At 65.2% G+C, this 24,189-nt stretch carries 20 protein-coding genes and 2 pseudogenes; 7 read left to right on the forward strand and 15 right to left on the reverse strand.

Annotation, left to right across the window (positions count from 1 at the left end; translation table 11 throughout):
- Positions 1–69: 69 nt before the first annotated feature.
- From FXN65_RS12110 to FXN65_RS12135, 6 genes and pseudogenes are all read right to left on the reverse strand, one after another.
- Entirely contained in the window at positions 70–1,014 is a 945-nt protein-coding gene (locus FXN65_RS12110) for an SMP-30/gluconolactonase/LRE family protein (RefSeq protein ID WP_151133435.1), read from the reverse strand.
- Positions 1,015–1,029: 15 nt separating this feature from the next.
- Positions 1,030–1,725: a class I SAM-dependent methyltransferase gene (locus FXN65_RS12115; protein WP_151133436.1), complete on the reverse strand. Its 696-nt coding sequence runs from the start codon at positions 1,723–1,725 to the stop codon at positions 1,030–1,032.
- 112 nt (positions 1,726–1,837) lie between these two features.
- Positions 1,838–3,481, reverse strand: a complete 1,644-nt coding sequence (locus FXN65_RS12120) for a phosphoethanolamine transferase (protein WP_151133437.1) — start codon at positions 3,479–3,481, stop codon at positions 1,838–1,840.
- 247 nt (positions 3,482–3,728) lie between these two features.
- The gene (locus FXN65_RS12125) at positions 3,729–5,306 is read right to left on the reverse strand and encodes a malate:quinone oxidoreductase (RefSeq protein WP_151133438.1); all 1,578 of its coding nucleotides are present in this window, start codon (positions 5,304–5,306) and stop codon (positions 3,729–3,731) included.
- A 97-nt stretch (positions 5,307–5,403) separates the two neighbouring features.
- Positions 5,404–5,619, reverse strand: a pseudogene (locus FXN65_RS28185) (hypothetical protein); the annotation flags it as partial.
- Positions 5,613–7,040, reverse strand: coding sequence for a mechanosensitive ion channel family protein (locus FXN65_RS12135; RefSeq protein WP_151133439.1), 1,428 nt, complete (start codon positions 7,038–7,040; stop codon positions 5,613–5,615). The gene FXN65_RS12135 and the pseudogene FXN65_RS28185, both read right to left, overlap by 7 nt.
- 144 nt (positions 7,041–7,184) lie before the next feature.
- Here FXN65_RS12135 and FXN65_RS12140 point away from each other — a divergent pair, with 144 nt between their 5' ends.
- Positions 7,185–7,766, forward strand: coding sequence for an eCIS core domain-containing protein (locus tag FXN65_RS12140; RefSeq protein WP_151133440.1), 582 nt, complete (start codon positions 7,185–7,187; stop codon positions 7,764–7,766).
- Positions 7,767–7,914: 148 nt separating this feature from the next.
- On the opposite strand, the gene FXN65_RS12145 is transcribed toward FXN65_RS12140, so the two are convergent.
- The gene (locus tag FXN65_RS12145) at positions 7,915–8,619 is read right to left on the reverse strand and encodes a glutathione S-transferase N-terminal domain-containing protein (protein WP_151133441.1); all 705 of its coding nucleotides are present in this window, start codon (positions 8,617–8,619) and stop codon (positions 7,915–7,917) included.
- Between the two features lie 158 nt (positions 8,620–8,777).
- Here FXN65_RS12145 and FXN65_RS12150 point away from each other — a divergent pair.
- Positions 8,778–9,050, forward strand: a pseudogene (locus FXN65_RS12150) (LysR family transcriptional regulator substrate-binding protein); the annotation flags it as partial.
- Here the strand turns inward: FXN65_RS12150 and FXN65_RS12155 are convergent.
- Together FXN65_RS12155 and FXN65_RS12160 are read right to left on the reverse strand one after the other, a co-directional pair.
- On the reverse strand, positions 9,008–9,667 hold the full coding sequence (locus FXN65_RS12155; protein ID WP_151133443.1) for a glutathione S-transferase family protein: 660 nt from the start codon (positions 9,665–9,667) through the stop codon (positions 9,008–9,010). The pseudogene FXN65_RS12150 and the gene FXN65_RS12155 sit on opposite strands and share 43 nt — an antisense overlap.
- Before the next feature lie 305 nt (positions 9,668–9,972).
- Entirely contained in the window at positions 9,973–10,314 is a 342-nt protein-coding gene (locus tag FXN65_RS12160) for an FKBP-type peptidyl-prolyl cis-trans isomerase (protein WP_151133444.1), read from the reverse strand.
- A gap of 336 nt (positions 10,315–10,650) precedes the next feature.
- On the opposite strand from FXN65_RS12160, the gene FXN65_RS12165 reads away from it, so the two are divergent.
- Positions 10,651–11,013, forward strand: coding sequence for a DUF3509 domain-containing protein (locus FXN65_RS12165; RefSeq protein WP_151133445.1), 363 nt, complete (start codon positions 10,651–10,653; stop codon positions 11,011–11,013).
- A 6-nt stretch (positions 11,014–11,019) separates the two neighbouring features.
- Here FXN65_RS12165 and FXN65_RS12170 read toward each other — a convergent pair whose 3' ends face one another.
- The 6 genes from FXN65_RS12170 to FXN65_RS12195 form a co-directional block, all read right to left on the reverse strand.
- Positions 11,020–11,475 (reverse strand): hypothetical protein, encoded by a 456-nt coding sequence (locus FXN65_RS12170; RefSeq protein WP_151133446.1) that lies wholly within the window; start codon positions 11,473–11,475, stop codon positions 11,020–11,022.
- Between the two features lie 146 nt (positions 11,476–11,621).
- On the reverse strand, positions 11,622–11,813 hold the full coding sequence (locus FXN65_RS12175) for a hypothetical protein (protein ID WP_151133447.1): 192 nt from the start codon (positions 11,811–11,813) through the stop codon (positions 11,622–11,624).
- A gap of 215 nt (positions 11,814–12,028) precedes the next feature.
- On the reverse strand, positions 12,029–13,423 hold the full coding sequence (locus tag FXN65_RS12180; RefSeq protein WP_151133448.1) for an efflux transporter outer membrane subunit: 1,395 nt from the start codon (positions 13,421–13,423) through the stop codon (positions 12,029–12,031).
- Positions 13,420–16,608, reverse strand: a complete 3,189-nt coding sequence (locus FXN65_RS12185) for an efflux RND transporter permease subunit (RefSeq protein ID WP_151133449.1) — start codon at positions 16,606–16,608, stop codon at positions 13,420–13,422. Before FXN65_RS12185 ends, FXN65_RS12180 begins: the two co-directional genes overlap by 4 nt.
- Before the next feature lie 11 nt (positions 16,609–16,619).
- The gene (gene mexE, locus FXN65_RS12190; protein WP_151133450.1) at positions 16,620–17,864 is read right to left on the reverse strand and encodes a multidrug efflux RND transporter periplasmic adaptor subunit MexE; all 1,245 of its coding nucleotides are present in this window, start codon (positions 17,862–17,864) and stop codon (positions 16,620–16,622) included.
- Positions 17,865–18,134: 270 nt separating this feature from the next.
- Complete coding sequence (locus tag FXN65_RS12195; protein ID WP_151133451.1) at positions 18,135–19,052, reverse strand: LysR family transcriptional regulator; 918 nt, start codon at positions 19,050–19,052, stop codon at positions 18,135–18,137.
- A gap of 162 nt (positions 19,053–19,214) precedes the next feature.
- On the opposite strand from FXN65_RS12195, the gene FXN65_RS12200 reads away from it, so the two are divergent.
- The 4 genes from FXN65_RS12200 to FXN65_RS12215 all read left to right on the forward strand — a co-directional run bounded on the left by FXN65_RS12200 (position 19,215) and on the right by FXN65_RS12215 (position 24,180).
- Entirely contained in the window at positions 19,215–20,237 is a 1,023-nt protein-coding gene (locus FXN65_RS12200; RefSeq protein WP_151133452.1) for a zinc-dependent alcohol dehydrogenase family protein, read from the forward strand.
- A 198-nt stretch (positions 20,238–20,435) separates the two neighbouring features.
- Positions 20,436–21,365: an AraC family transcriptional regulator gene (locus FXN65_RS12205; RefSeq protein WP_151133453.1), complete on the forward strand. Its 930-nt coding sequence runs from the start codon at positions 20,436–20,438 to the stop codon at positions 21,363–21,365.
- A gap of 101 nt (positions 21,366–21,466) precedes the next feature.
- Positions 21,467–21,925 (forward strand): (2Fe-2S)-binding protein, encoded by a 459-nt coding sequence (locus FXN65_RS12210; RefSeq protein ID WP_151133454.1) that lies wholly within the window; start codon positions 21,467–21,469, stop codon positions 21,923–21,925.
- An 11-nt stretch (positions 21,926–21,936) separates the two neighbouring features.
- On the forward strand, positions 21,937–24,180 hold the full coding sequence (locus tag FXN65_RS12215; RefSeq protein WP_151133455.1) for a xanthine dehydrogenase family protein molybdopterin-binding subunit: 2,244 nt from the start codon (positions 21,937–21,939) through the stop codon (positions 24,178–24,180).
- Positions 24,181–24,189 lie beyond the last annotated feature (9 nt).

Genomic DNA, 24,189 nt, shown 5'->3' on the forward strand with positions numbered 1-24,189 from the left:
TGTGTGCTGATGTTTCAGTCTGTTGAGTTTTCTCGCGCTTTTATGTAGCGCGCCTAGCGGGCGCCGGCTTCAGGGGCGATCGTCCTGTCTCGCCAGTGCCAGCACCCGGTTACGGCCCTGCTCGGCGACCAGATAACGGCCCGGAGCAGTCTCGACTATGGTCTGCGGCGAGCGCAGGTGGGACAGCACGACATTCAGGCCGCCCTGGCCGTCCAGCAGCAGGACGCGCGCCATGTGGGTGGCATCTTCGGTGATCCACAGGCCTTCGCGGTTGCAAAGCAGGAATCCGGGTTCACGCAGGCCGTCGAGGACCACGGGGTCGCGCCCATCGGCGCGAAGCTGGCGAACCTGGCCAAAGTGCTTCTCGGTGTAGAACAGCCGGCCATCGGGGCAGGAGGCGATCGCCTCGGCCTCGTCCAGCCCGCTGCGCAGGGTGGTCACGCTGTCGGTTTCCGGGTCGTAGCGCAGCAGCCGGCCGTTCTTGTGGAGGTCCTCGATGGCATAGAGGTAGTGGCCGTCGGTCGCCAGGCCTTCGACGCTGTCGCCGCTGAACAGCTGCCGGGTGCCCTGGTCGTTCAGCCACAGCACCGGATGTTCGCCCTGTTCCTGGCTGAAGGCGACGCCGCCGCGATAGCGCACCATGCCGTCGGGCTTGGACAGGCCCGTTTCCACCACGCTGCGCTGGTCGCCCGGCCCGGTGCGGAGAATCCGCCCCCTGCCATCCTGAATCTCCTGGCTGAGGTACAGGCCGCCCCGGCCGTCGGGTAGCAGCGCGCTGACCCGTTCGATGGCATCCAGTTGCACCTTGTAGCGCCAGCCCTGTGCGGCGGTGGCCGGGTAGAGGTGGTGCCAGGCGGGTATTCCGGCACCCACCAGCAGGAGCAGGGCGGCACCCGCCAACAACCAGCGTGCGGCGCGCCGGTCGAGCAGCAGCATCAGCAGTTGTGTCCCGGAGCGCGGCCGTTTGCGGATGGGGGAGCGGCGGTAGGGTATCGAGGCGGAATCTGCAGACATGAAACGCTCCTTCGCTCAGGACGCCTTGCGCAGGACGTAAACCCGCCACATGGCGAAACCCGGCAACAGGTCCAGATGGGAAAGGATGTCGAAGCCGACGCTATGGAACTCGCTTTCGATCTCTGCGCGCGGCACTACGAAGCGGCCAGGCCGGCGCCCGCCGAGGCCATCGGTGTTGCGTCGCCGCTCCATGCGCTTGCGCCTCCAGGCCTGGTAATTGCCGTCCACCCAGAGGGAGACGATCAGGGTGTCGCGGGTGACCCGGTGGAACTCCCGCAGCACTTCCATACGCCGGTCAGCGCCGTCCAGCCGGTGCAGGAAACGCATGCAGAAGATGGCGTCCACGGCGTTCTCGCCGAGGTCGATGGCAAAAGCCGGGGTGTGCAGTGCACAGATGCGCTCGGCAATCTCCACGCGCCGGCTTGAGTGGGGGCGGGCGAGCGGAGGCGCAGGCTCATCGGCGGCCAGCACGAGGCGATTGGGGTGACGGGTCAGGGTCGGCCAGAAGCGGCCGCTGCCGCAGGGCAGGTCGAGCACCAGGTTCGGCTCGCCGGCGATGCGCATGGCTTGCCGTGCCATGAAGTCCTCGCGCCAGTCGGCCAGGCGCCGGGCCAGGTGCTCGCGACGCGACGGCGACGGAAGTTCGGCGTACGCGCGGTCGTGGTCGCCAGAGCTGTCCAGCTCGAAAGGCTTCGGCCGTGGTTGTGGCATGTATGCACCGGTCCGTGTAGGAATCTGTTCAATCTAGAGGGCGGGCTGTTGTGGCGAGGTCAAAAGCCCGTGAAAAAAATGTCATGGCGCCACCAATCGACGACCAGGGCCGTCAGGCACCGGTCACGGTTGCGCGCCCGGCGCGGCAGGGGGCGAACAGGTCCAGGCCTTCCTTGTATTCCCCGGTCTGCACCTGTAGCAGGCCGAGCATGGAATGGAAGAGGTTGTCCTGGCTCAGCGGCTTGTCCCGTTCTTTGCCCAGGCAGGAAGTGTCGAGGGCGAAATCCTTGCGATAGCCGTCGGAGAACCAGGTGAGCAGGGGCACGTGCTTCTGCTGGTCGGGGGCCAGCAGGTAGGGCGTGCCATGCAGGAAGAGGTTGTATTCGCCGAGGGATTCGCCGTGGTCGGCGATGTAGAGCATGGCGGTGTCGACCTTGTCCTGATTCTTGCGCAGCAGGTTGATCAGGTTCGACAGCACATAGTCGGTGTAGACCAGGGTGTTGTCATAGGCATTGACGATGCTTTGCTCGCTGCACTGGTTGAGCGCATTGCTGGTGCACACCGGGGTGAATTTCTCGAAACGCTTGGGATAGCGTTTTGCGTAATCCGGGCCGTGACTGCCCATCTGGTGCAGGACCAGCACGGAGTCGTCCTTGAGCTGGTCGATGTAGGTCTGCAAGCCGTTCAGCAGGATTTCATCGTGACACTCGCCGCCGGTGCAGAAGGTCGCGTCTTTCCGATGGCTGAGGTTGTCCTGGGTGATTCGGTCGCAGGTGCCCTTGCAGCCGGACTGGTTGTCGAGCCAGGTCACTGCAATCCCGGCGTGCTTGAGCACATCCAGCAGGCCTTCCTGGCTGCGGGCGCGGGCTGCGTCGTAGTCGTGGCGGCCCATGTTGGAAAACATGCAGGGTACCGAGACCGCGGTTTCGGTGCCGCAGGAGCGCACATTGCTGAATGCGGTGACGCCCGGCTGGCCTTTGAGCAGTGGTGTGGTGTCGCGACCGTAGCCGAGGATGCCGAAGTTGTCCGCCCGCGCGCTTTCGCCGATCACCAGGACGGTCAGCGACTTGCGCTGGTGGGTCTGCCAGGCCGGCGCCTTGCGTGCGTCGGTGCCGATCTGTTGCAGCGGCTCGCCGGCCACTGCCAGCTGCTCCTTCAGGTAGCCGAAGGAGGCATTCAGGTAGTTGCTGGGCACCACCAGCAGACGCAGCTCGTGGTGGTTGCGCAGCAGCGACGCCAGGCCCTGGTAGTTGGCCAGCGCCACGGCGCCCAGCACGGCCACCGAGGCCACGGCCAGGACCAGCTTGCCGAGCAGTTCGCGACGCAGCGGCTGGTGGCGCACCGGCAGTTTCCACAGCAGCCAGCTTGGCAGTACACCGAGGACCAGGATGAACAGCGCGAGCTTGAACGAGAGCAGATCGCGCACTTCGTTGACGTCGGTTTCCACGACGTTGCGCAGCATGTTGGCGTCGATGAGCACGCCGTACTGGCTCATGAAGTAGGCGACGCCGGAGCTTGCGAGGAACAGGAAGATGAGGACCGGCTTGAACACCCAGCGGAACGACACCAGCGCCAATGCCAGGTTGAACACGGCCAGCACCATGACGCCGAACGCCGCGCCCATGCCCAGGCCGCCGGCATCCGCCGGGATGATGGAGAAGAGGTGCTGCCAGAGCGGAAGGTTGTAGATCGAGAGAAGCAGGAAGCTGGCCAGGAAGGCCAGAGCTTCGGGGCGTACCGAGATGCTTTTGAACATGATCCGCTCGCTGTGACGACGTATCCCTCATGGATACGGCGCCAAGTCTGGAAACGGCAGGGTCAAACTTTTGTGAAGAAAACCTATGGAAAATGTAGGAGTTGTGAAGGGGATGTTGGGGCCAGGCGCATGTGCCTTCGCAGGTGGCTTCCGGGCGCGGTGGCGTGAGGTTGTGGGAGCGAATTCATTCGCGAATGAACTCGCTCCCACAGAGATATGGGCAGGACTGCGCTGGGGGTGAGGGCGTTTACTGCGCAGCCACCTCGGGCAGCACTGGAACGTGTTCCAGCTGCAGGCGCTCGCTGCTCCAGGCGCGGACCTGGTTGGTCAGCTCCAGGTCGTTGTTCAGCTTGCGGCCGTAGGAGGGGATGATCTCCTTCAGGCGGGCCTGCCATTCCGGTGTCTGGATCTTGTCCTTGAAGGTCTTCTCCAGCACGGTGAGCATGATCGGCGCGGCGGTGGAAGCGCCCGGCGATGCGCCCAGCAGGGCGGCGATGCTGCCGTCGGCGGAGCTGACGACTTCGGTGCCGAACTGCAGAATGCCGCCTTTCTCGGCGTCCTTCTTGATCACCTGAACGCGCTGGCCGGCGGTCAGCAGTTCCCAGTCCTCGTCCCTGGCATCCGGGAAGTATTCGCGCAGCTCGTGCATGCGGTCGGCCTGGCTCAGCATCAGTTGGCCCATGAGGTAGGTGCTGAGCGGGATGTTATCCAGGCCGGCGTTGGTCATCGGGCCGATGTTGTCGGTAGTCAGGGCGCCGAACATGTCCAGCAGCGAGCCGTTCTTCAGGAACTTGGTGGAGAAGGTGGCGAAGGGGCCGAACAGCAGCACCTTCTGGCCATCGATCACGCGGGTGTCCAGGTGCGGCACCGACATGGGCGGCGAGCCCACGGAGGCCTTGCCATAGAGCTTGGCCTGGTGCTGGGCCACCACCTCCGGGTTGCGGGTCATCAGGAACTGGCCGCCCACCGGGAATCCGGCATAGCCTTCGGCCTCCGGAATGCCGGATTTCTGCAGTAGCTTCAGGGCGCCACCGCCGGCGCCGATGAAGACGAACCTGGCCTTGACGCTGGTTACCGCCTCGTTGTCGCCGAGGTCGGCGACTACCACGGTCCAGGTGCCGTCGTCGTTGCGCTTGATGTCGCGCACTTCGTGCTTGAGGTTCAGCGAGACCTTGTCGCTCCTGGTCAGGGAGCCGATGAGCTGGCGGGTGATCTCGCCGAAGTTGACGTCGGTGCCGATGGCCATGCGGGTGGCGGCGACCTTCTGCTCGGCCGGGCGGCCTTCCATCACCAGCGGAACCCACTTGCTGATCTGTTCGTGATCCTCGGAGTACTCCATGCCGCGGAACAGCGAGCTGTGCTGCAGGGCGGCGTGACGCTTCTTGAGGAAGGCGATGTTGTCATCGCCCCAGACGAAGCTCATGTGCGGTACGCCGTTGATGAAGGACTTCGGGTTGCTCAGCACATTGCGCTCGACCTGATAGGCCCAGAACTGCTTTGAGATCTCGAAGGATTCGTTGATCGCCACCGCCTTGCTGATGTCGATGCCGCCGTCGGCGGTTTCCGGGGTGTAGTTCAGTTCGCAGTAGGCGGAGTGGCCGGTGCCGGCGTTGTTCCAGGGGTTGGAGCTTTCTGCAGCGACCTGGTCCAGGCGTTCGTAGATGTCGATGGTCCAGTCCGGCTCCAGCTCGTGGAGGTAGGTGCCGAGGCTGGCACTCATGATGCCGGCGCCGATCAGCAGCACGTCGACGGTCTTCTCCGGTTCCGGTTGCTTGGCGCAACCGAGCATCGCAAGGCACAGGAGTCCTGTGAGGACTTTTTTCATGGGGAGGTTCCCTTTGCTTTTCTCGAAAAGGGCGGTGCGTAGGCAAAGGACGTGCCGGAATCGGGAAAACGCCGTGAAACGATTCACTCCACGGCTTTCAGGGACTCCAGGAAGGCGAAGGGTGGCGGGAATCCGCCCGGACCGACTGATATTGGGTCTCGAGAAGGGCGGAAACCCGCCAGTGGCGGCGCCTGATGCGGAAACGGCAGACCCGGCCCTGGCGGACCATGCATTCGGTGTGGCCCACCTCGCCGCCACCCAGGGTGCCAATGAGGGCAAGGTCCAGTTCGCAGACTTCCGGGTGGGCTACTGCCTTTTCTGCAGCCAGCTGAGGAAGCCGCCTTTCTTGATTGCCTGGGGCTTCTGCAGGAGCAGGTTGCGGCTGGCCTGCTCGCGGAAGGTGCGCAGTCGGGTGATGGCGGCGCGGACTTCGACGCGCGCGTCCAGGCAGGTGCGGATGGCGTCCCGTTCAATGCGGTAGAGGACGCAGGAGGAGAGGGCGGTGAACCGCGCCTGGGACGGCGCGTCGTTGGCGATACCTTCCTCACCGAGGATTTCCCCCGGCCCCATGCGTCCGGCTTCGAGCATGCCGATGCCGTCGGGTACCGATGCCGAGACGACGCCGGTGCCTATCACCAGCAGGCCATCGGCGACTTCGCCCAGTTCCAGCACCACCTGGCCCGCAGAGAACGCCAGGGGTGCCATGACCTGGCTGAGTGCGTCTTTCTCTTCGCTGCTCAGGGCGCGGAAGATCTTCACGTCTTCCAGCAGCAGGCGTGGTCGCGACCAGGGCTGCGGTGCGGCCTCGCTGCTGAAGGCGATACCGGCGGCTTCCAGGTGCCGGTGCGCCAGGTCGTACATCAGGTTGCGCACTTCCGTCTTGTTCTGGCCGGTGCGGATGAAGCCACTGGCCTCGTACTCCATGGACTCCAGGTCCGACTCCTTGATCGCGACCTTGGGCTTGGGATCGGCCAGCAGGGCGCTGATGCCCTGCACCGTCTTCTCCAGCGCATCCAGCACCCGGCGCGGGCGCACCTGGGTGGATACCCGGAGGCTGATGGAGACGTTGGTCAGCTCGTAGGGGCGGCTGAAGTTGTGCACCTTGGTCTTGGCCGCCACCGAATTGGGGATCACCACGGTGCTGCCCTTGTTGGTGAGCAGGTGGGTGGCGCGCCAGTCGATTTCCACCACCTTGCCTTCGGTGCCATCGATGGAGATCCAGTCATCCAGCTGGTAGGGCTTGGTGGTGTTGAGGACGATGCCGGAGAACACGTCGCTCAGGGTGCTTTGCAGGGCGAGGCCGATGACGATGGCCATGACCCCGGAAGTGGCCAGCAAACCCTTCACCGGCAGCTGCATCACGTAGGCCGCCGCAGCCACTATCGCCACCAGGAAGATCAGCGCCCCCATCACGTCCTGCAGCAGCCGGCCGGCATGGCCGATGCGGGGCATCAGCAGGCCCAGCACCACGGTGGCGGTGCGGGCACCGTACAGCCACCAGCCGATTTCCATCGCGGTGGCCACCAGATTGAGCGTGGGCTCCGGCCATGGCGGCGGCTGCAGGGGGCTCATGCCCGCATCGATGATCACGGCACTGAAGAGCACGAACAGCGCCAGACGGCAGAGCACCTTCAAGGTCCGCTGCTCGGCCGGAATGACGCGCCAGACCGTGAGGTCGAGCAGGATCAGGAGTGCGCCGAACACCAGGGGGTGGTTCTGAATGAATGCGAGCATGAATTCCTTTCCGCGAGTGAGCCTGTGTCACGGTAGCAGAGCGCCGGGGCGCCTGAAACGGGGCCGTCCGCCGGTTGGCTGGCGACATCCACCCTGGCGCGAGGTCTGATTCATTGCAGGGACGGGCCTGCAGGGGAGGGTCGAATGGCCGGCTCGGCTTCGAGGGTGATGGTGGCGTTGGGAACCTGTTGCCTGGGGGCTACGGCCCAGGTTTGCCCGCCCGGCCAGTACGAAGTCTGCGTTACCTACTGCATTTGCGTGCCCGATGCCCGCCAGGTGCTGGGGTCTTTACCGGGCGAAGTGATCCGCGTGGCGGCAGGGGCCATGCAGCATTGGCTGGTGCAGGCCCGCGCTGATGCCCAAGCCGCGGGCGTGAAACCGATACCACCCGACATCCGCCGCCAACTGACGCGCTACTACGACGCCGCCCTGCTGGATGCGGTGCGCTATCGCGTCGGTAATCGCAACGAACTGGGTACCGCCGCCGCCATGCTCAATGACCCGGATACCCAGGCCGTCACCCTCGTGGACATCATTCTCTTCCGTAACGAGGAAGGCGCGTTGCACGACGTGGCGCTCTGGGCCCACGAGCTCAAGCACGTGCAGCAGTACCGGGAATGGGGTGTGGAGGAGTTCGCCAGGCGCTATACCGAGGACGCCGCCGCGGTGGAGGAACCGGCCTACGAGATGCAGTCCAGGGTGACGAAGGCGCTGCAAGGCAAATAGCCGCGACTGTGGGGCGATTCCAATCGCAAAGGACTGTGCAGTGCGTAGGGTGCGCTGCGCGCAACACCGATATTGGAGCCACGACTGTTGCTCATGTGACGCCGAATCGGTGCGCATGGCGCACCCTGCCGAGGTGCGTGCCGCGGATTCAATCCCGCTTCGGAATTCCCAGGCCGCGTATCACTGCCGGGCGCGACAGGAAGGCGTCCAGCACACGCTTCACATGGGTGAAACGTTCGAATTGCACGAGCTCGCCCGCTTCGTAGAAGCCGATCAGGTTGCGCACCCAGGGGAAGGTGGCGATGTCGGCGATGCTGTACTGCTCGCCCATGATCCAGTTGCGGCCTTCCAGGCGCTGGTCGAGCACCGCCAGCAGGCGCGCGGACTCCTGCACGTAGCGGTCGCGGGGGCGTTTGTCTTCGTAGTCCTTGCCGGCGAATTTGTTGAAGAAACCGAGTTGGCCGAACATCGGGCCGATGCCGCCCATCTGGAACATCAGCCACTGGATGCATTCATAGCGGCCGGCGGCGTCCTGCGGGATCAGTTGGCCGGTCTTGTCCGCCAGGTAGATGAGGATGGCGCCGGACTCGAAAAGCGGTAGCGGGCGGCCATCCGGCCCGTTGGGGTCGATGATCGCGGGAATCTTGTTGTTCGGGTTGAGGGAGAGGAACTCTGGTGACATCTGGTCGTTGGTCTCGAAGCTGACCAGGTGCGGCTCGTAGGGCAGGCCGGTCTCTTCCAGCATGATCGAGACCTTGACGCCGTTGGGCGTCGGCAGGGAATAGAGCTGCAGGCGATCCGGCTGGGTCGCGGGCCATTTGCGGGTAATGGTGAAAGCCGACAGATCATTCATGGGGACATCCTGTTCAGGTCGAGGAGCGGATGGGCAACATTACTCGCGAGCGGCCACCTGGCGAAAGGCTCCAGCGGCGGAACAGTCCTTCCCACTGACGTGGCGATTCATGGCGGTTCACTTCTCGGCGAGTTCGACTCCCGGTACTCGATACAGCGCGTGCGGTGATGGAGCCGGGCAGCATCGAGGCCATCAGGGAAAGGGTGGCTGCGGGCCTCGGCTGCAGCATCGTGCCGAGCATGGCGGTCACGGCCGCGCACCATCGGTGTGGCCTGGAGGTGCAGCCGCTGGCCCCGGAGCTGTCGCGCACCCCGGGGCTTGTGCTGCGTCAGGACAAGCCTGTGGGCGTGGGGTTGCGCAAGGTGGTGGAAGCCCTGGAAGGCTTGGCTCAGTCGCGATCCGGCGCACCCAGCGGGAACAGCGGCCGGTAGGGGCGCGCCTCGTCCACCGCGCGGGCGACGGAAGGGCGGGCCAGCAGGCGTTGCCGATAGGCGCGCAGGTTGCCGAAGATTCCATCGATCGGATGCACCCAGTCGGCATAGAACAGCGACGGTGCCGCCGCACAGTCGGCCAGGCTGAAGGATTCGCCGGCGGCCCAGGTTCGGCCTGCGAGCTTTTCGTCGAGCCAGGCGTAGCCGCGCTCCAGCTGGCGCTTCGCTTCGTCCACGCCGTACCCGTCGCGATGACCTTCCGGGCGCAGGCTGTCCAGCACCGGTTTCTGCATCGGCGTCATCACGTACCAGTCGAAGAAGCGATCGAGCATCCGCACCTCCAGCGCCGCCTCCGCTGCCTCGGGAATCAGCTTGACTGGCCCGGCATGACGCTGCTGCAGGTACTCGATGATGATGCTCGACTCCATCACCGCCCGCTCGCCGTCAAGCAGCAGGGGGAAACGCTGCATCGGCCAGAGGCGCTGGAGTTCCTCGAAGGTGGCCGGATCGTCCGGGGAAAGCAGGCGCATACGGAACGCAACGTCGTTCTCGTAGAGCGCGATCAGCACCTTCTGGCAGTAGGAAGAGAAGGGGTGGGCGAACAATTGCAGGGACATGGGCGACTCCTGTGAAGGTTCGGATTCGCTGACTGGTCGATTGTCGTGCACTGAAATCGACAGCCGTTCCACCGTCGAGCCGGAACTGCCGGACGTTCGGCTCGACCAGCCGCTTGCGCGAAGAAATTCATTGCAGGGTAGCTGACAGCTTGCTGACAGAAATACCCGGTATCCTGCCGCCGTCCGGTGACACGATTGCCGGGCATGCGCTCTCCCTTCCCATGTGGTTCGGCGGCGGTTCCAGGCCACAAGCCTGCAACCGGCCGCCCGCAGGCGCCAAGGCGTTCGCCGATGCCGGAAGCGGCTCAATCGTCCCGGGTCAGGACTTCCAGCAGCTCGATCTCGAACAGCAGGTTGGAGTTGGGCTTGATATGGGCACCCATCTGGCGCTCGCCATAGGCCAGGTGCGCGGGGACGTAGAGCTTGCGCTTGCCGCCGACCTTCATGCCCATCAGGCCGATGTCCCAGCCCTTGATCACGCGGCCCGTGCCGATCACGCACTGGAAGGGCTTGCCGCGGCTGTAGGAGGAATCGAACTCGGTGCCGTCCTCCAGCGTGCCCCGGTACTGGGTGGTGATCAGGGCGCCCTTGACCACTTCCTTGCCGTCGCCCAGCTGGATATCGGTTATCTGCAGTTCGTCACCCACGGGTGTGCTCCTTGATTTGATCGTGGAAAACCAGCGCCTGGGGGCGTGGTCATGAGTCACCGGCTTTGCCTGTGACGATCGCGGGCAGCCTTTTCGCAGGAATCGGGCGCGCTGGCAACAGGTGCTTCAGCCGAGGAGCCGGTCCTCCATGACTTTTCGCAATCCGGTTTCGTGCATCCTGCATGACTCGATGCGAGGCAATCGTGCAAGTTTCCCGCCGCCCATTCCGGAACCTCGGGCGCATGTGGCTGATTACCAAGCAATCCCCTGAAACACAGGTTTGGGCACGGCCTTCGCTAGGTAAAGGAATGCGACAACCAGACAGGAGAGTCCCGGATGAAGCTGCCATTCACCGCCTTTTACGACGCCTTCCCGCAGCATCAGGTAACAGTCCAGCCGCGCCCCGATGGTTCGCTGCTGCTCACCCTGCAGGGGCGGGACGGCAAACCCGTGTGCAAGGCCATCGACAGCGAGGCCTTCTACAGCGATGAACGCGTACGCCAGGTGATTCACGAGTTGCAAAGGGACCTGAAGCTGGAAGCCGGAGAAGTGCATTGGCACGACAAGGGCGTCGATTGGGTGTCCCGCGAGCTGCCCACCTATCAGGGTGGTCCCGTTCACCTGACGGCAGCCAAGACCCTGGTGGCGCGGCGCAAGCAAGCACTCGAGCAACAGAGCCGCCGGACCCAGGCTGGCTGAGGGCCCTCAGCCGGCCCAGACGCCGTGGGCGCGAAGGGCGCTGTCGGCGTCCATTTCCAGCAATCCCGTACGGGTTTCCAGCAGATGCGCCAGCAGTCCGGCGACCGCCTGGCGCTGTTGCGGGGCGCAGTGCTGGAAGAAGGGGTTCTCCGCGCCGCCGTAGTCGAGGTGGAAGACCATCTGCCAGCCGTACCAGTCCAGTTCCGGCACCGGTTCGGCCAGGGCAAAGCGCGCCAGGGCAGGGAAGTAGTAAGCGATGCCTTCGGGCGAGCAGAAGCAGATCGGGTCCCAGCCGGCGTTGCCGACGTCGGCGTGCTGCAGGGTTTCGCGGTCGCGATGGCGCAGCAGCTCGTCGTGCTCTGCACATTCGCAGCAGTGGCGGTAGTGGGTGAAGTGCTCGGGGCGCGGACTGTCGCCGAAGGCGGCATCGATGGCGGCGAGGATCTGGGTGTCGGTGGGCATGGCGCTGGCGTCGTCTGAAGTCCGGATGACGCTAGCCGGCGGACGCTCCACGGGCAAGGGGGCCGGCATCGACGGTCGTGGAGGTGGGACCGGGCGCTTGTGCAACAGGTGAGAAGGGACGGGCGGACCCGTCCCCTCCCGGGGTGTTAGCCACGTTTGGCTTTTTCAGCGAGTTCTTTCTGCTGCGCGACTTCTTCCTGTGCCTTGCGCTGCAGCTCGATCTTCACGAGGCGCTTCTCGTAGCGGGAGATGGTGCGGTCGCCGCCGCCCGAGGCCATTGCGCTACCGGCGCAGAGGGCTACGGCAAGCAGGGTGGCGGAGGTGATAAGGGTTTTCATGGTTGGTCTCCTGTCGAGATCAAGGGGTGGGGTATCCAGAGCAGTCTCCGAATTCGTTGCAACCGTCCTTGAAGCGGTCCGTGGGACCCGGGGGCCGGCGTTGCCGGTCGCCCGCGGATGCCCGCGCGGACCTGGAAAAAAAGCCCCGCGGCGAGGAGCACCACTCCGCGGGGTGAAGTTGCCGGCCGGGGGAGGCCGGGCAAGGGAGGAGAGGGTCAGGCCTGGGGCTGCCAGCCGCCGCCGAGGGCCTTGTAGATGGCGACGATGCCACGATAGACATCCGTTTCCGCCTGGGCCTGGGCGTCTTCGGCGGCCAGGCGCTCGCGTTCGGCGTCCAGCAGCACGAGGAAGTCCACGGTGCCTTCGCGATAGCGGGTCGCGGCCTGTTCGGCAGCGGCGCGGGTGGCTTCCGACTGGCGCACCAGGGAAACCAGGCGCTCCTGGCGCTTGCCGTAGTCACTGAAGGCGTTTTCCGACTCTTCCAGGGCCAGCAACACCTGCTGCTCGTAGCTGGCCAGCGCGCCTTCGGCATCGGCTTCGGAGGCGCGGATCTGGGCCCGGACGCTGCCCAGGTCGAAGGCCGCCCAGGAGATGGTCGGTGCCACGGCCCAGGCCCGCGCAGCGGAAGAACCGATCTGCGAGCCACGCCCGGCGGTGAAGCCGAGGAAGCCGGAAAGGCTCACGCGGGGGAACAGGTCAGCGGTGGCCACGCCCACGCCGGCGGTGGCAGCGGCCAGCTGGCGTTCGGCGGAACGCACATCCGGACGGCGGCGCAGCAGCTCGGCTGGGTCGCCGATGGGCAGCGCCTTGGCAATCACCGGCAGCGGCTTGGGCGACAGGTCCACGGTCAGCTGCTCCGGGCGCTGGCCGAGCAGGGTGGCGATGCGGTTGCGGGCGCGGGCTTCCTCGGCCTGCAGTTGCGGCACGCTGGCTTCGGTGGCGGCGAGGCGGCCATCGGCGCGCAGCACGTCCAGTTCGCTGCCGACGCCGGCATCGCGCAGTTGCTCGGTCAGGGCCCGGGATTCGCGTTGGTTTTCCAGGTTTTCGCGGGCGATGCGTTCACGCAGCTGGGCGCCGCGCAGGTTGCCGTAGGCGTCCACCAACTCGGCGATCAGGCTCACCTGCAGCTGTTGCAGGTCGGCCTGGGCCGCGTCGGATTCCGCTTCGCTGGCCTCGATCTGCCGCTGGATACGGCCGAACAGGTCCAGTTCCCAGGCCATGTTCAGGCCCAGGTCGTAACGTTCGGCATTGACCCGCTCCTCGGTGACGCCGGGTTGCTGGCCCTTGCCGATCTCGGCGCTGGCACCTGCGGTGACCACCGGGAACTGGTCGTTGCCGACGTCATCGCGGATGGCGCGGGCGGCCTTGAGGCGGGCGAAGGCCACACGCAGCTCGCGGTTTTCCTGGAGCGATTGCTGCACCAGCTGGTTCAGGGTCGGGTCGTCGAATTGTTGCCACCAGAGGCTCTCGAAGCGCGAACGGTCGACCTTCACGGCGTCCGCCGAGGCGAGCCGCGCGGGCTCGCTTTCAGGGGCCTTGTAGTCCGGGCCTACGGCACAGGCGGAGAGCGCCAGTGCCAGCAGGGCAGGGGCAAAAGCCTTGTACATCATGCGTGGGCTTCCTTCAGTTTCTGGGCGCGGGCGGCCTTGCGGGCTTCGCCTTTTTCGACGAAGCCGCGGATCAGGACATAGAACACCGGGGTCAGCAGCAGGCCGAAGAAGGTCACGCCGATCATCCCGCTGAACACCGCTACACCCATGGCGTGGCGCATTTCCGCGCCGGCGCCGGAGGAGATCACCAGGGGCACCACACCCATGATGAAGGCGATGGAGGTCATCAGGATCGGGCGCAGACGCAGGCGGCAGGCCTCCAGGACGGCAGCGATGCGGTCCAGGCCTTCTTCCTGTTTCTCCTTGGCGAACTCGACGATGAGGATGGCGTTCTTGCACGCCAGGCCCACCAGTACGATCAGGCCGATCTGGGTGAAGATGTTGTTGTCGCTACCAGCCAGGATCACCCCGGTGATGGCGGAGAACAGCACGGTCGGCACGATCAGGATCACCGCCAGCGGCAGGCTCCAGCTCTCGTACTGGGCGGCCAGCACCAGGAAGGCCAGCAGCACGCAGAGCGGGAAGATGAACACCGCGGTATTGCCGGCGAGGATCTGCTGGAAGGTCAGGTCGGTCCACTCGTAGGTCATGCCGTTGGGCAGTTCTTCGTCCAGCAGCCTGGCGATCGCCGCTTCGGCCTGGCCGGAGCTGTAGCCGGGGGCCGCAGCGCCGTTGATCTCGGCGGTGATGAAGCCGTTGTAGTGCATCACGCGGTCAGGGCCCGAACTGTTCTCCACCTTGACGAAGGTGGACAGCGGGATCATCTCGCCACGGTTGTTGCGTACCTTCAGCTGGCCGATCTGCTCGGGTTCCAGGCGGAATTGCTGCTCTGCCTGGACGTTGACCTGGTAGGTGCGGCCGAAGCGGTTGAAGTCGTTGGCGTACAGCGAGCCCAGGTACACCTGCATGGTGTCGAAGATGTCGCTGATGGCCACGCCGTGGGTCTTGGCCTTCTCGCGGTCGATGGCGGCATCCACCTGCGGCACGTTGACCTGGTAGCTGGTGAACACCGACATGGGGTTCAGCTCCGGCAACTGGCGTGCCTTGGCGATGATGTTCTGGGTCTGCTTGTACAGCTCCTCGTAGCCCAGGTTGCCGCGGTCCTCGACCTGCAGGCGGAAGCCGCCGATGGTGCCGAGGCCCTGTACCGGGGGCGGCGGGAAGATCGCGATGTAGGCGTCCTGGATGTCGGCGAACTGCTTGTTCAGCTCGGCGGCGATGGCACCGGCGGACATGGACGGGTCCTTGCGCTCATCGAAGGGCTTGAGCGGGGTGAACACGATGCCGCTGTTCGGGCTGTTGGTGAAACCGTTGATGGACAGGCCCGGGAAGGCCACGGTGTTCTCCACGCCCGGATGCTTGGAAGCGATCTCCGACATGCGCTTGATCACGGCCTCGGTGCGGTCCAGGGTGGCGGCGTCCGGCAGTTGCGCGAAGGCCACCAGGTACTGCTTGTCCTGTTGCGGAACGAAGCCGGTCGGGGTGCTGGAGAAGCCCAGGTAACCGAGCACCAGCAGGCCGCCGTAGACCACCAGGGCGATGCTGCTGCCGCGCAGCACACGGCGCACGGTGCCGACATAGCCGCCGCCGGCACGTTCGAACATGCGGTTGAACGGGCCGAACAGCCAGCCGCCGAAGAGCTTGTCGAGCACGCGGGAGAAACGGTCCTTGGGTGCGTGGTGATCCTTCAGCAGCACGGCAGCCAGGGCCGGCGACAGGGTCAGCGAGTTGAAGGCCGAGATCACCGTGGAAATGGCGATGGTCAGGGCGAACTGCTGGTAGAACTGTCCGGTGAGGCCGGAGATGAAGGCGGTGGGCACGAACACGGCGCACAGCACGAGGGCGGTGGCGATGATCGGACCGGTCACTTCCTTCATGGCCTGGCGGGTGGCGTCGATGGGGGATTTGCCGAGACCGATGTTCCGCTCGACGTTCTCCACCACCACGATGGCGTCGTCCACCACGATGCCGATGGCCAGTACCAGGCCGAACAGCGACAGGGCGTTCAACGAGAAGCCGAACAAGTGCATCACCGCGAAGGTACCGATCAGCGATACCGGCACGGCGGCCAGCGGGATGATCGAGGCACGCCAGGTCTGCAGGAACAGGATCACCACCAGGACCACCAGCACGATGGCTTCGAGCAGGGTGTGCACCACCGCCTCGATGGAACCGCGTACGAAGATGGTCGGGTCATAGACGATTTCGTAGTCCATGCCCTGGGGGAAGTTCTGCTTCAGCTCGGCCATGCGTGCCCGCACGGCATCGGAGATCTCGATGGCGTTGGAACCGGGGCGCTGGAATACCGGGATGGCTACGGCCGGCTGGTTGTTCAGCAGCGAGCGCAGGGCGTACTGGCTGGAGCCCAGTTCGACGCGGGCGATGTCCTTCAGGCGAGTGATTTCGCCGTCTTCACCGGAACGGATGATGATGTTCTCGAACTCTTCCTCGGTGACCAGGCGGCCCTGGGTGTTGATCGAGAGCTGGAAGCTGTTGCCGGCGTTGGACGGCGGCGCACCGAGGGCGCCCGCGGCCACCTGGCGGTTCTGCTCGCGGATGGCGTTGACCACGTCGGTGGCGGTGAGGTTGCGCGAGGCCACCTTGTTCGGGTCAAGCCATACGCGCAGGGAGTAGTCGCCCATGCCGAACAGCTGCACGTCGCCCACGCCATCCAGGCGCGCCAGCTCGTCCTTGACGTTGAGCGCGGCGTAGTTGGACAGGTAGAGCATGTCGTAGCGGTTATCGGGCGAGGTGAGGTGCACGACCATGGTCAGGTCGGGCGAGGCCTTGTCGACCGTGATACCGATCCGGGTGACTTCCTCCGGCAGCTTGGGCTCGGTACGGGTCACGCGGTTCTGCACCTGCACCTGCGCGTTGTCCAGGTCGGTACCCAGGGCGAAGGTGATGGTCAGGGTCAGCTTGCCGTCCGCGGTGGCCTGGGAGGACATGTAGAGCATGCCTTCCACGCCGACGATGGCCTGCTCCAGCGGCGAGGCGACGGTTTCACCGATCACCTTGGGGTTGGCACCAGGGAAGGTGGCGCGCACGACTACCGTCGGCGGCACCACTTCGGGGTATTCGCTGATGGGCAGCTGGAACAGCGAGATGGCGCCGCCGATCAGGATCAGCAGCGACAGCACGGCGGCGAAGATCGGCCGCTGGATGAAGAACTGGGAAAAATTCATGTCGTGCTACCTCAGCCGCGCGGACCGACGGAAGGTTTGGTGGCGTTCTGCTCGGCAACGCGCGGGGCGTCGCGCTCTTCCACGGATTGGCGCAGGCGTGCCAGCTGGTCAAGGGTGGCTTCGTCGGCCATGGGCACGGCTTCCGGTTCCACTGGGGCTCCAGGCATGGCGCGCTGCAGGCCGTTGACGACGATCTTCTCGCCCTTGGCCAGTCCGTTGCGGACGATGCGCAGGCCTTCCAGCTTCGGACCCAGTTCGATGGAGCGGTAATTCACCTTGTTGTCGTCGCCCAGCACCAGGACGAACTTCTTGCCCAGATCGGTACCGATGGCTTCGTCCTTGATCAGCGCGGCGGGGTAGGTCTCGCTGCCCACCAGCTTGATGCGGGCGTAGAGACCGGGGGTGAACTTGCCGTCCTTGTTGTCGAACACGGCGCGGCCACGGATGGTGCCGGTGCGCGGGTTGACCTGGTTGTCGAGGAAGTCCAGCTGGCCCAGGTGCGGGTTGCCGGTTTCGCTGGACAGGCCCATGTACACCGGGCTGGCGGCGCGGGTGTCGGAGCCGGTCTTGCGGGCCAGTTCCACGTACTTGAGGAAGGCGCGCTCGTCGGCGTCGAAGTAGGCGTAGACCTTGTCGGTGGACACCACCGAGGTCAGCAGCGACTGGCTGGCGTTGACCAGGTTGCCTTCGGTGATTTCGGCACGGCTGACGCGGCCGTCGATGGGCGCGGTCACGCGGGTGAAACTGAGGTTCAGTCGCGCGTTGTCCAGTTCGGCCTGGGTGGCGGCCACTGCGGCCTGGGCTTCGACGGCGGCAGTGGTGCGGGCGTCGGCCAGTTCGGCGGAGATGGCGTTGGTCTGGCGCAGACGCTCGCCGCGGCGGGCTTCGTTGGCGGCGCGGCCCTGGTTGGCGCGGGCCTGTTGCAGCTGGGCTTCCAGGCGCTTGACTTCGGCCTCGAAGGGGCGCGGGTCGATCTGGAACAGCAGGTCGCCTTTCTTCACCAGGCTGCCTTCGTCGAAGGCCACGCGGTCAATGTAGCCGGACACGCGCGGACGGATCTCGACAGACTCGGGGGCTTCCAGGCGGCCGGTGAATTCATCCCACTCGTTGAGGGGCTGCTCGATCACTTCGGCGACTGAGACTTTGGGGGCTGCGTGGTTGAGGTTGGCTTCCGGTGCCTTACCGCAGGCGACCAGTACCACTGCTGCTGCAAGGGTAAGGGGATAACGCCAGAGATTCTTGTGAAGTGCTTCCATGGGACAGCTCCGCCAATTGGTTTTATGAATGGGCGGAGTCTGCAAGCTGGGATTCGACCAGACGAATCGAATGCCCTGAAGATGAATATCACTGGAAGTGATTGATCAGGGTGGAGTTATGGGAGATGCGATGATTGGCACAGGTAACACATCGTGGGAGCGAATCTATTCGCGAATGCAGGCCGAAGGCCCGCCACCAGGATTTTGGGGGATGCTGCGCATCCCTTCGCGAATGAATTCGCTCCCACAAGAGCAGAGCGATCGGGCTGTCTATTCCAGGCTATCCGGATCACCGCAATACATCTGGATGCGCGAACGCAGCCAGCGCTCGGCGGGGTCGTTGTCCTGGGCACCGCGCCAGGCCATGGACAGCTCGAAGGCCTGGGTCGGCATGGGCGGATCCTCGGCGCGCAGGCCGCCGGCGGCGGTGAGCGCGGAGGCGGTGTAGTCCGGCACCATGGCCACCAGGTCGGTGCCCGCGAGCAGGGTGCCCAGGCCGTTGAACTGCGGCACGGCAAGCACGACCTTGCGGGTCTTGCCTACCTTGGCCAGTTCTTCGTCGACGAAACCACCCAGGTCGCCGGCAAAGGACACCAGGGCGTGGGGCCGTTCGCAGTAATCATCCAGGCTCAGCGCACCGGGCACCGAGTCGGCGCGCAGCAGCTTGGGTTTCGAGCGGCGCAAGGTCTTGCGCTTGGCGTTGGCCGGCAACTCTTCGGTATAGGCGACGCCCACGGAGATTTCGCCGGAAGCCAGCAGGTTGGGCATCAACAGATAGTTGGTACGTCGTACCACCAGCACCACGCCGGGCGCTTCGGCGCGCAGGCGGCGGAGCAGGGCGGGGAGCAGGGCGAATTCGACGTCGTCCGACAGACCGATGCGGAATACGGCGTTGCTGGTGGCCGGGTCGAAGTCGGCGGCGCGGCTGACGGCGGTGGAGATGGAGTCCAGCGCCGGGGAGAGCAGGGCGAAGATTTCCACGGCTCGCGCCGAGGGCTCCATGCTGCGGCCGGTGCGGACGAACAGCGGATCGTCGAACAGGGTGCGCAGTCGTGCCAGCGCCGCGCTGATCGCGGGCTGGCCGAGGAAGAGCTTTTCCGCCGCACGCGTCACGCTACGCTCATGCATGAGCGTCTCGAACACTATAAGAAGGTTGAGGTCAACTCTTCGCAGGTCGTTCCGGTTCATGGAATCATCCGTAATTAATGTGTGAAAGGTGCAATTCCCCGGTCCGGTCGTCAAGGCTCACATCATCGCCGTTTATGACAACTATCAATGGCTGCGGGTGGTTTTGTGGATAAAGCCCGGATAGAGTCCGTGGCTATGAAGAGTCAAAAGGCGAGGTATGTGATGTCCCGCATGATCCGTTTCCATCAGTTCGGAGGCCCCGAAGTCCTCCAACTGGATGAGCTGCCGACCCCCGTTCCGGGGCCGGGTGAAGTGCTGGTGCGTACCCAGGCCCTGGGTGTGGGCTGGAGGGACGTGCTCTGGCGGCAGAACCTGGCGGCCGAACAGGCAGCGCAATTACCGTCCGGCCTTGGCTCGGAGATGGCCGGCATCGTGGAAGCCGTTGGCGAGGGTGTTGAAGACCTCACCGTCGGCACGCCCGTTGCCAGCTTCCCGGCCAGCACGCCGAGCCAGCATCCGGCCTGGGGCGACCTGGTCCTGATGCCGCGCAGCGGCCTGGTCGCCTATCCCGACGCGTTGACGCCGGAGGAAGCCAGCATTCATTACACGGCACTGTTGATGGCCTATTTCGCACTGGTCGACCTGGGCGGTGTGAAGCCGGGGCAGCATGTTCTGGTTACCGAGGCCGGGCACTGCCTGGCGCCGCAGACCGTCCAGCTGGCCAAGGCGCTGGGTGCCAAGGTCATCGCCTCCACCAGTTACCCGGAAAGCCGTGCCTTCCTCAAGCAGCTGGGTGCCGACAAGATCATCGTCACCGAGGAGCAGGACCTGGTCCTGGAAGTCGAGCGCTTCACCCAGGGCAAGGGCGTTGAAGTGGTCCTGGACCAGTGCGCCGGCCAGCAGATGAAGCTCCTGGGCGACGTCGCCGCGCAGCGCGGCAAGCTGGTGGTTTACGGCTGCAACGGCGGCAACGACACCGCGTTCCCGGCTTGCGCCGCGTTCAAGAAACATCTGCAGTTCTATCGTCATTGCGTACTCGACTTCACCGGTTCTCCGGAGCTGGGCATCGAGGCCAATGAGGCTGCGGTCAAGCGGGCGCTGGACCATATCAACCAGATGACTCGTGATCATCTGTTGAAGCCTCCGATTGATCGCGTGTTCGCGTTCGAGGACTTCGTCGAGGCCAACCGTCACATGGAAACCTGCCCGGCAGGCGGGCGTGTGGTGATGAAGGTTGCCGACTGAGGAAGGCGGGGCGGGCCGTTGGGTCCGCCCCGAATCTGTCTTGTTGTGGAATGTTGGGCAGTGTGCCGCGCGAGGCGGCCGGGTCGATAGCCGATTTCTGCTGGATTATTGCCTGATCCTCCTGAAGCGCTTTCAAGTGCGAGACTACCTCTACAACTCATGGGTAGAGTTGACCCATCTTCTTCGAGGGTCGAAACCATGAATGCACATGCCTTCCTTGCTGCGCAGGAATCGGATACGGCTGCGCGCCAGCAAAAGGAGCTGGTGCAATTCATTGAACGATTCACCAGCCAGGACGGTGCCTATGAAACGGACGTTCCCGGCCTGCTGGTCTATCGCACCTCCCTCCCCAGCGAACCGCTGCATTGCCTTTATGAGCCGGCCCTGGGCCTGGTGGTGCAAGGGCGCAAGAAGGTGCTGCTGGGCGAGGAAACCTATTTCTACGGGCCGTCGCAGTTCCTCATCGTATCGGTCGACGTGCCTGTGATCGGACAGGTGCTCGAGGCCAGTCCGGAAGTCCCTTTCCTCAGCCTGCGCCTTTCACTGGACCCCAAGGAAATCAGTGCGCTGCTGATGGAGCTGGACATTTCCGCCCCGGAACTGCGCCCCTGCCCGCGCTGCCTGGCGGTCAACCGCCTGACGACGTCCTTGCAGGATGCGGTGTTGCGCCTCTTGCGCCTGCTGGATGCCCCGGAAGACATCCCCGTGCTGTTGCCGCTTGTTCGCCGGGAAATCCTCTACCGCCTGTTGCGCGGCGAGCTGGGCGGCCAGTTGCGCCAGATCGCCAGCAGTGGCACCCAGGGGCATCGCATCGGCCGCGCGGTGAACTGGCTGCGGCAGAATTTCCACCAGCCGCTGCAGATCGAGCGCCTGGCCAATGAGGTGAATATGAGCACCTCGGCGCTGCATCATCACTTCAAGGCGATGACGGCGATGAGCCCGTTGCAGTTCCAGAAGCAATTGCGCCTGCAGGAGGCGCGTCGGCTGATGCTGGTGGAAGCCCTGGACGCCGCCAGTGCAGGCGGCCGCGTGGGCTACGAAAGTCCGTCGCAGTTCAGCCGTGAATACAGCCGGCTGTTCGGCGCACCGCCCGTGCGGGACATTGCGCGCCTGCGCCAGTCGGCGTGAAACCGCCCCGGCAGGGGCGCCCTGGACCATCCTTATCCCGAATGCGCTCGGCATCGCCGAGCGGCTTTTCCTGAACCATCCAGACAGAGGTGGTGAGCCTGATGATTACTCTCAACCTGAACGGCAAGGACCACGAACTCGACGTTCCCCCGGACATGCCCCTGCTGTGGGCCCTGCGTGACGTCGCCAATCTGACCGGCACCAAGTACGGCTGCGGCATGGCCCTGTGCGGCGCCTGCACTGTGCATATCGACGGCCAGGCGACCCGCTCCTGCGTCACACCGGTTTCGGCGGTGGTGGGCAAGGCGATCACCACGGTCGAGGCAGTGAGCGATGACCCGGTGGGCAAGGCGGTGCAGGCCGCCTGGCGCAAGCTCGACGTGGTGCAGTGTGGTTACTGCCAGTCGGGGCAGATCATGTCTGCCACCGCGCTGCTACGGGGCAATCCCAAACCGAGCGATGCGGATATCGACGCGGCCATGAGCGGCAACATCTGCCGCTGCGCTACCTATGTGCGGATTCGCGCCGCCATCCATGAAGCCGCCGGCACCCTGGCTTGAGGAGAATAGACATGGGCACCTTCGAAACCGAAACCCGGGCGGCCAGCGGCATTCTCAACGTCAGCCGGCGCACTTTCCTCAAGGGCAGCGGTGGTTTTGCCCTCGGCATCGCCTTCGCACCGCTGCTGCGGGGTGGCGAAGCACTGGCAGCCACTGCCGAACCCTTCACGCCCAATGCCTTCGTCCGTATCGCTGGTGATGGCAGCGTGACCATCCTGGCCAAGCATGTGGAGATGGGGCAGGGCACCTACACGGGCCTCGCCACCTTGCTGGCCGAGGAACTGGATGCCGACTGGAGTCAGGTGCGCGTCGAGGGCGCGCCGGCCAACGCCGCGCTTTACAACAACCTCGCCTTCGGCCCGATGCAGGGCACCGGCGGCAGCTCGGCCATCGCCAACTCTTTCGAGCAGATGCGCAAGGCGGGTGCCAGCGCCCGCGCCATGCTGGTGGCGGCCGCCGCGGAACAATGGAAGGTGCCGGCCGCGGAGATCAGCGTGAGCAAGGGCGTGGTCAGCCATGTCGCGTCCGGCAAGCAGGCCGGTTTCGGCGAACTGGCCGAGGCTGCGGCGCGTCAGCCGCTGCCGAGCGAGGTGAAGCTCAAGTCGCCCAAGGACTTCACGCTGATCGGCCAGGAGCGCCTGTCCCGCAAGGACAGCGCCGACAAGACCGACGGCAGCGCCATTTTCACCCAGGACTTCAAGCTGCCCGGCATGCTGGTGGCGGTGGTCGCCTATCCGCCGCGTTTCGGCGGCGTACCGAAGTCCGTCGATGCGACCAAGGCCAAGGCCGTGCCCGGCGTGATCGAGGTGGTGGAGTTCAAGGACACGCCTCATGGCCGGGCCGGCGTGGCGGTGCTGGCGAAGAACACCTGGGCCGCGCGCCAGGGGCGTGACGCCCTGGTGGTGGAGTGGGACGAAAGCAAGGCGTTCAGGCTCGGCAGCGAAGAGATCTTCGCCCGCTACCGCGAGGCGGCGAGCAAGGAAGGGCGGATCGCCGGCAAGCAGGGCGACATCGCGGCGGCCCTGGCGCAACCTGCCAAGCTGATCGAGGCCGACTACGAGTTCCCCTATCTGGCCCACGCCGCCATGGAACCGATGAACTGCCTGGTGAAGATTTCCGCCGGCCAGTGCGATGTCTGGAACGGCGAGCAGTTCCAGACGGTGGATCAGCTGTCCATTGCCAAGTACCTGGGCATTCCGGTGGAGAAGGTCAGCCTGACCCAGCTCTACGCCGGCGGCAGTTTCGGCCGTCGCGCCAATCCGCAGTCGGATTACCTGCTGGAGGCCGTGGCCATTGCCAAGGCGGCCCGAGCCAAGGGGCACGAAGTGCCGGTGAAACTGGTCTGGACCCGCGAGGATGACACCCACGGCGGTTTCTTCCGCCCGGCCTACCTGCACCGTGCCCGCCTGGCGCTGGACGCCGAAGGCAAGCTGCAGGGCTGGCACCAGCGCGTGGTGGGTCAGTCCATCCTCAAGGGCACGGCCTTCGAGGCTGCGCTGGTGAAGGAAGGCATCGACCACACTTCGGTCGAGGGGGCGGCCAACCTGTCCTACGCGGTGCCCAACCTGCAGGTAGAGCTGCATACGCCGGATGACATCAGCGTTCCGGTGCAATGGTGGCGCTCGGTGGGCCATACCCATACCGCCTATGCGGTGGAAACCCTGATCGACCAGGCGGCCACTACCGCCGGCAAGGACCCCTACGCCTACCGTCACGAGCTGCTGGGCAAGAAACCGCGCCATCTCGGCGCGCTGGAGCTGGCCGCGCAGAAGGCCGGCTGGGACCAGCCGCTGAAGCCGGGGGCCGAAGGCGAGAAGCGTGGTCGTGGCATCGCGGTGCACGAGTCCTTCGGCTCCTTCGTCGCCCAGGTCGCGGAGGTGACGGTCAAGGCGGACGGGAGCTTCAAGGTGGATCGCGTGGTCTGTGCGGTGGACTGCGGCCTGGCGGTCAATCCGGATGTGATCCGTGCGCAGATGGAAGGTGGCATCGGCTACGGCCTGGCGGCAGCACTGCACGGCGCCATCACCCTGAAGGATGGCGTGGTCGAGCAATCGAACTTCCACGACTTCCAGGTACTGCGGATCAACGAGATGCCGGTGGTGGAGGTGCATATCGTGCCGTCGGCACAAGCGCCGACCGGCGTAGGGGAGCCGGGAGTGCCACCCATCGCGCCGGCGGTGGCCAATGCCCTCTACGCGGCCGTGGGGCAGCGCATCTACAAGCTGCCGCTGCCTCGGCAGGTGCAGCAGGCCTGATACAGCCCG

It is taken from the genome of Pseudomonas lalkuanensis (assembly GCF_008807375.1).
Taxonomy (GTDB): Bacteria; Pseudomonadota; Gammaproteobacteria; order Pseudomonadales; family Pseudomonadaceae; genus Metapseudomonas; species Metapseudomonas lalkuanensis.

Coding starts and splice junctions, on each gene's coding strand:
- FXN65_RS12215 (WP_151133455.1), top strand. CDS start 21,937: ATGGGCACCTTCGAAACCGAAACCCGGGCGGCCAGCGGCATTCTCAAC.
- FXN65_RS12180 (WP_151133448.1), bottom strand. CDS start 13,423: ATGATGTACAAGGCTTTTGCCCCTGCCCTGCTGGCACTGGCGCTCTCC.
- FXN65_RS12135 (WP_151133439.1), bottom strand. CDS start 7,040: ATGCTCGCATTCATTCAGAACCACCCCCTGGTGTTCGGCGCACTCCTG.
- FXN65_RS12155 (WP_151133443.1), bottom strand. CDS start 9,667: ATGTCCCTGCAATTGTTCGCCCACCCCTTCTCTTCCTACTGCCAGAAG.
- FXN65_RS12195 (WP_151133451.1), bottom strand. CDS start 19,052: ATGAACCGGAACGACCTGCGAAGAGTTGACCTCAACCTTCTTATAGTG.
- FXN65_RS12185 (WP_151133449.1), bottom strand. CDS start 16,608: ATGAATTTTTCCCAGTTCTTCATCCAGCGGCCGATCTTCGCCGCCGTG.
- FXN65_RS12140 (WP_151133440.1), top strand. CDS start 7,185: ATGGCCGGCTCGGCTTCGAGGGTGATGGTGGCGTTGGGAACCTGTTGC.
- FXN65_RS12165 (WP_151133445.1), top strand. CDS start 10,651: ATGAAGCTGCCATTCACCGCCTTTTACGACGCCTTCCCGCAGCATCAG.
- mexE (WP_151133450.1), bottom strand. CDS start 17,864: ATGGAAGCACTTCACAAGAATCTCTGGCGTTATCCCCTTACCCTTGCA.
- FXN65_RS12125 (WP_151133438.1), bottom strand. CDS start 5,306: ATGAAAAAAGTCCTCACAGGACTCCTGTGCCTTGCGATGCTCGGTTGC.
- FXN65_RS12200 (WP_151133452.1), top strand. CDS start 19,215: ATGTCCCGCATGATCCGTTTCCATCAGTTCGGAGGCCCCGAAGTCCTC.
- FXN65_RS12115 (WP_151133436.1), bottom strand. CDS start 1,725: ATGCCACAACCACGGCCGAAGCCTTTCGAGCTGGACAGCTCTGGCGAC.
- FXN65_RS12210 (WP_151133454.1), top strand. CDS start 21,467: ATGATTACTCTCAACCTGAACGGCAAGGACCACGAACTCGACGTTCCC.
- FXN65_RS12110 (WP_151133435.1), bottom strand. CDS start 1,014: ATGTCTGCAGATTCCGCCTCGATACCCTACCGCCGCTCCCCCATCCGC.
- FXN65_RS12175 (WP_151133447.1), bottom strand. CDS start 11,813: ATGAAAACCCTTATCACCTCCGCCACCCTGCTTGCCGTAGCCCTCTGC.
- FXN65_RS12170 (WP_151133446.1), bottom strand. CDS start 11,475: ATGCCCACCGACACCCAGATCCTCGCCGCCATCGATGCCGCCTTCGGC.
- FXN65_RS12120 (WP_151133437.1), bottom strand. CDS start 3,481: ATGTTCAAAAGCATCTCGGTACGCCCCGAAGCTCTGGCCTTCCTGGCC.
- FXN65_RS12205 (WP_151133453.1), top strand. CDS start 20,436: ATGAATGCACATGCCTTCCTTGCTGCGCAGGAATCGGATACGGCTGCG.
- FXN65_RS12145 (WP_151133441.1), bottom strand. CDS start 8,619: ATGAATGATCTGTCGGCTTTCACCATTACCCGCAAATGGCCCGCGACC.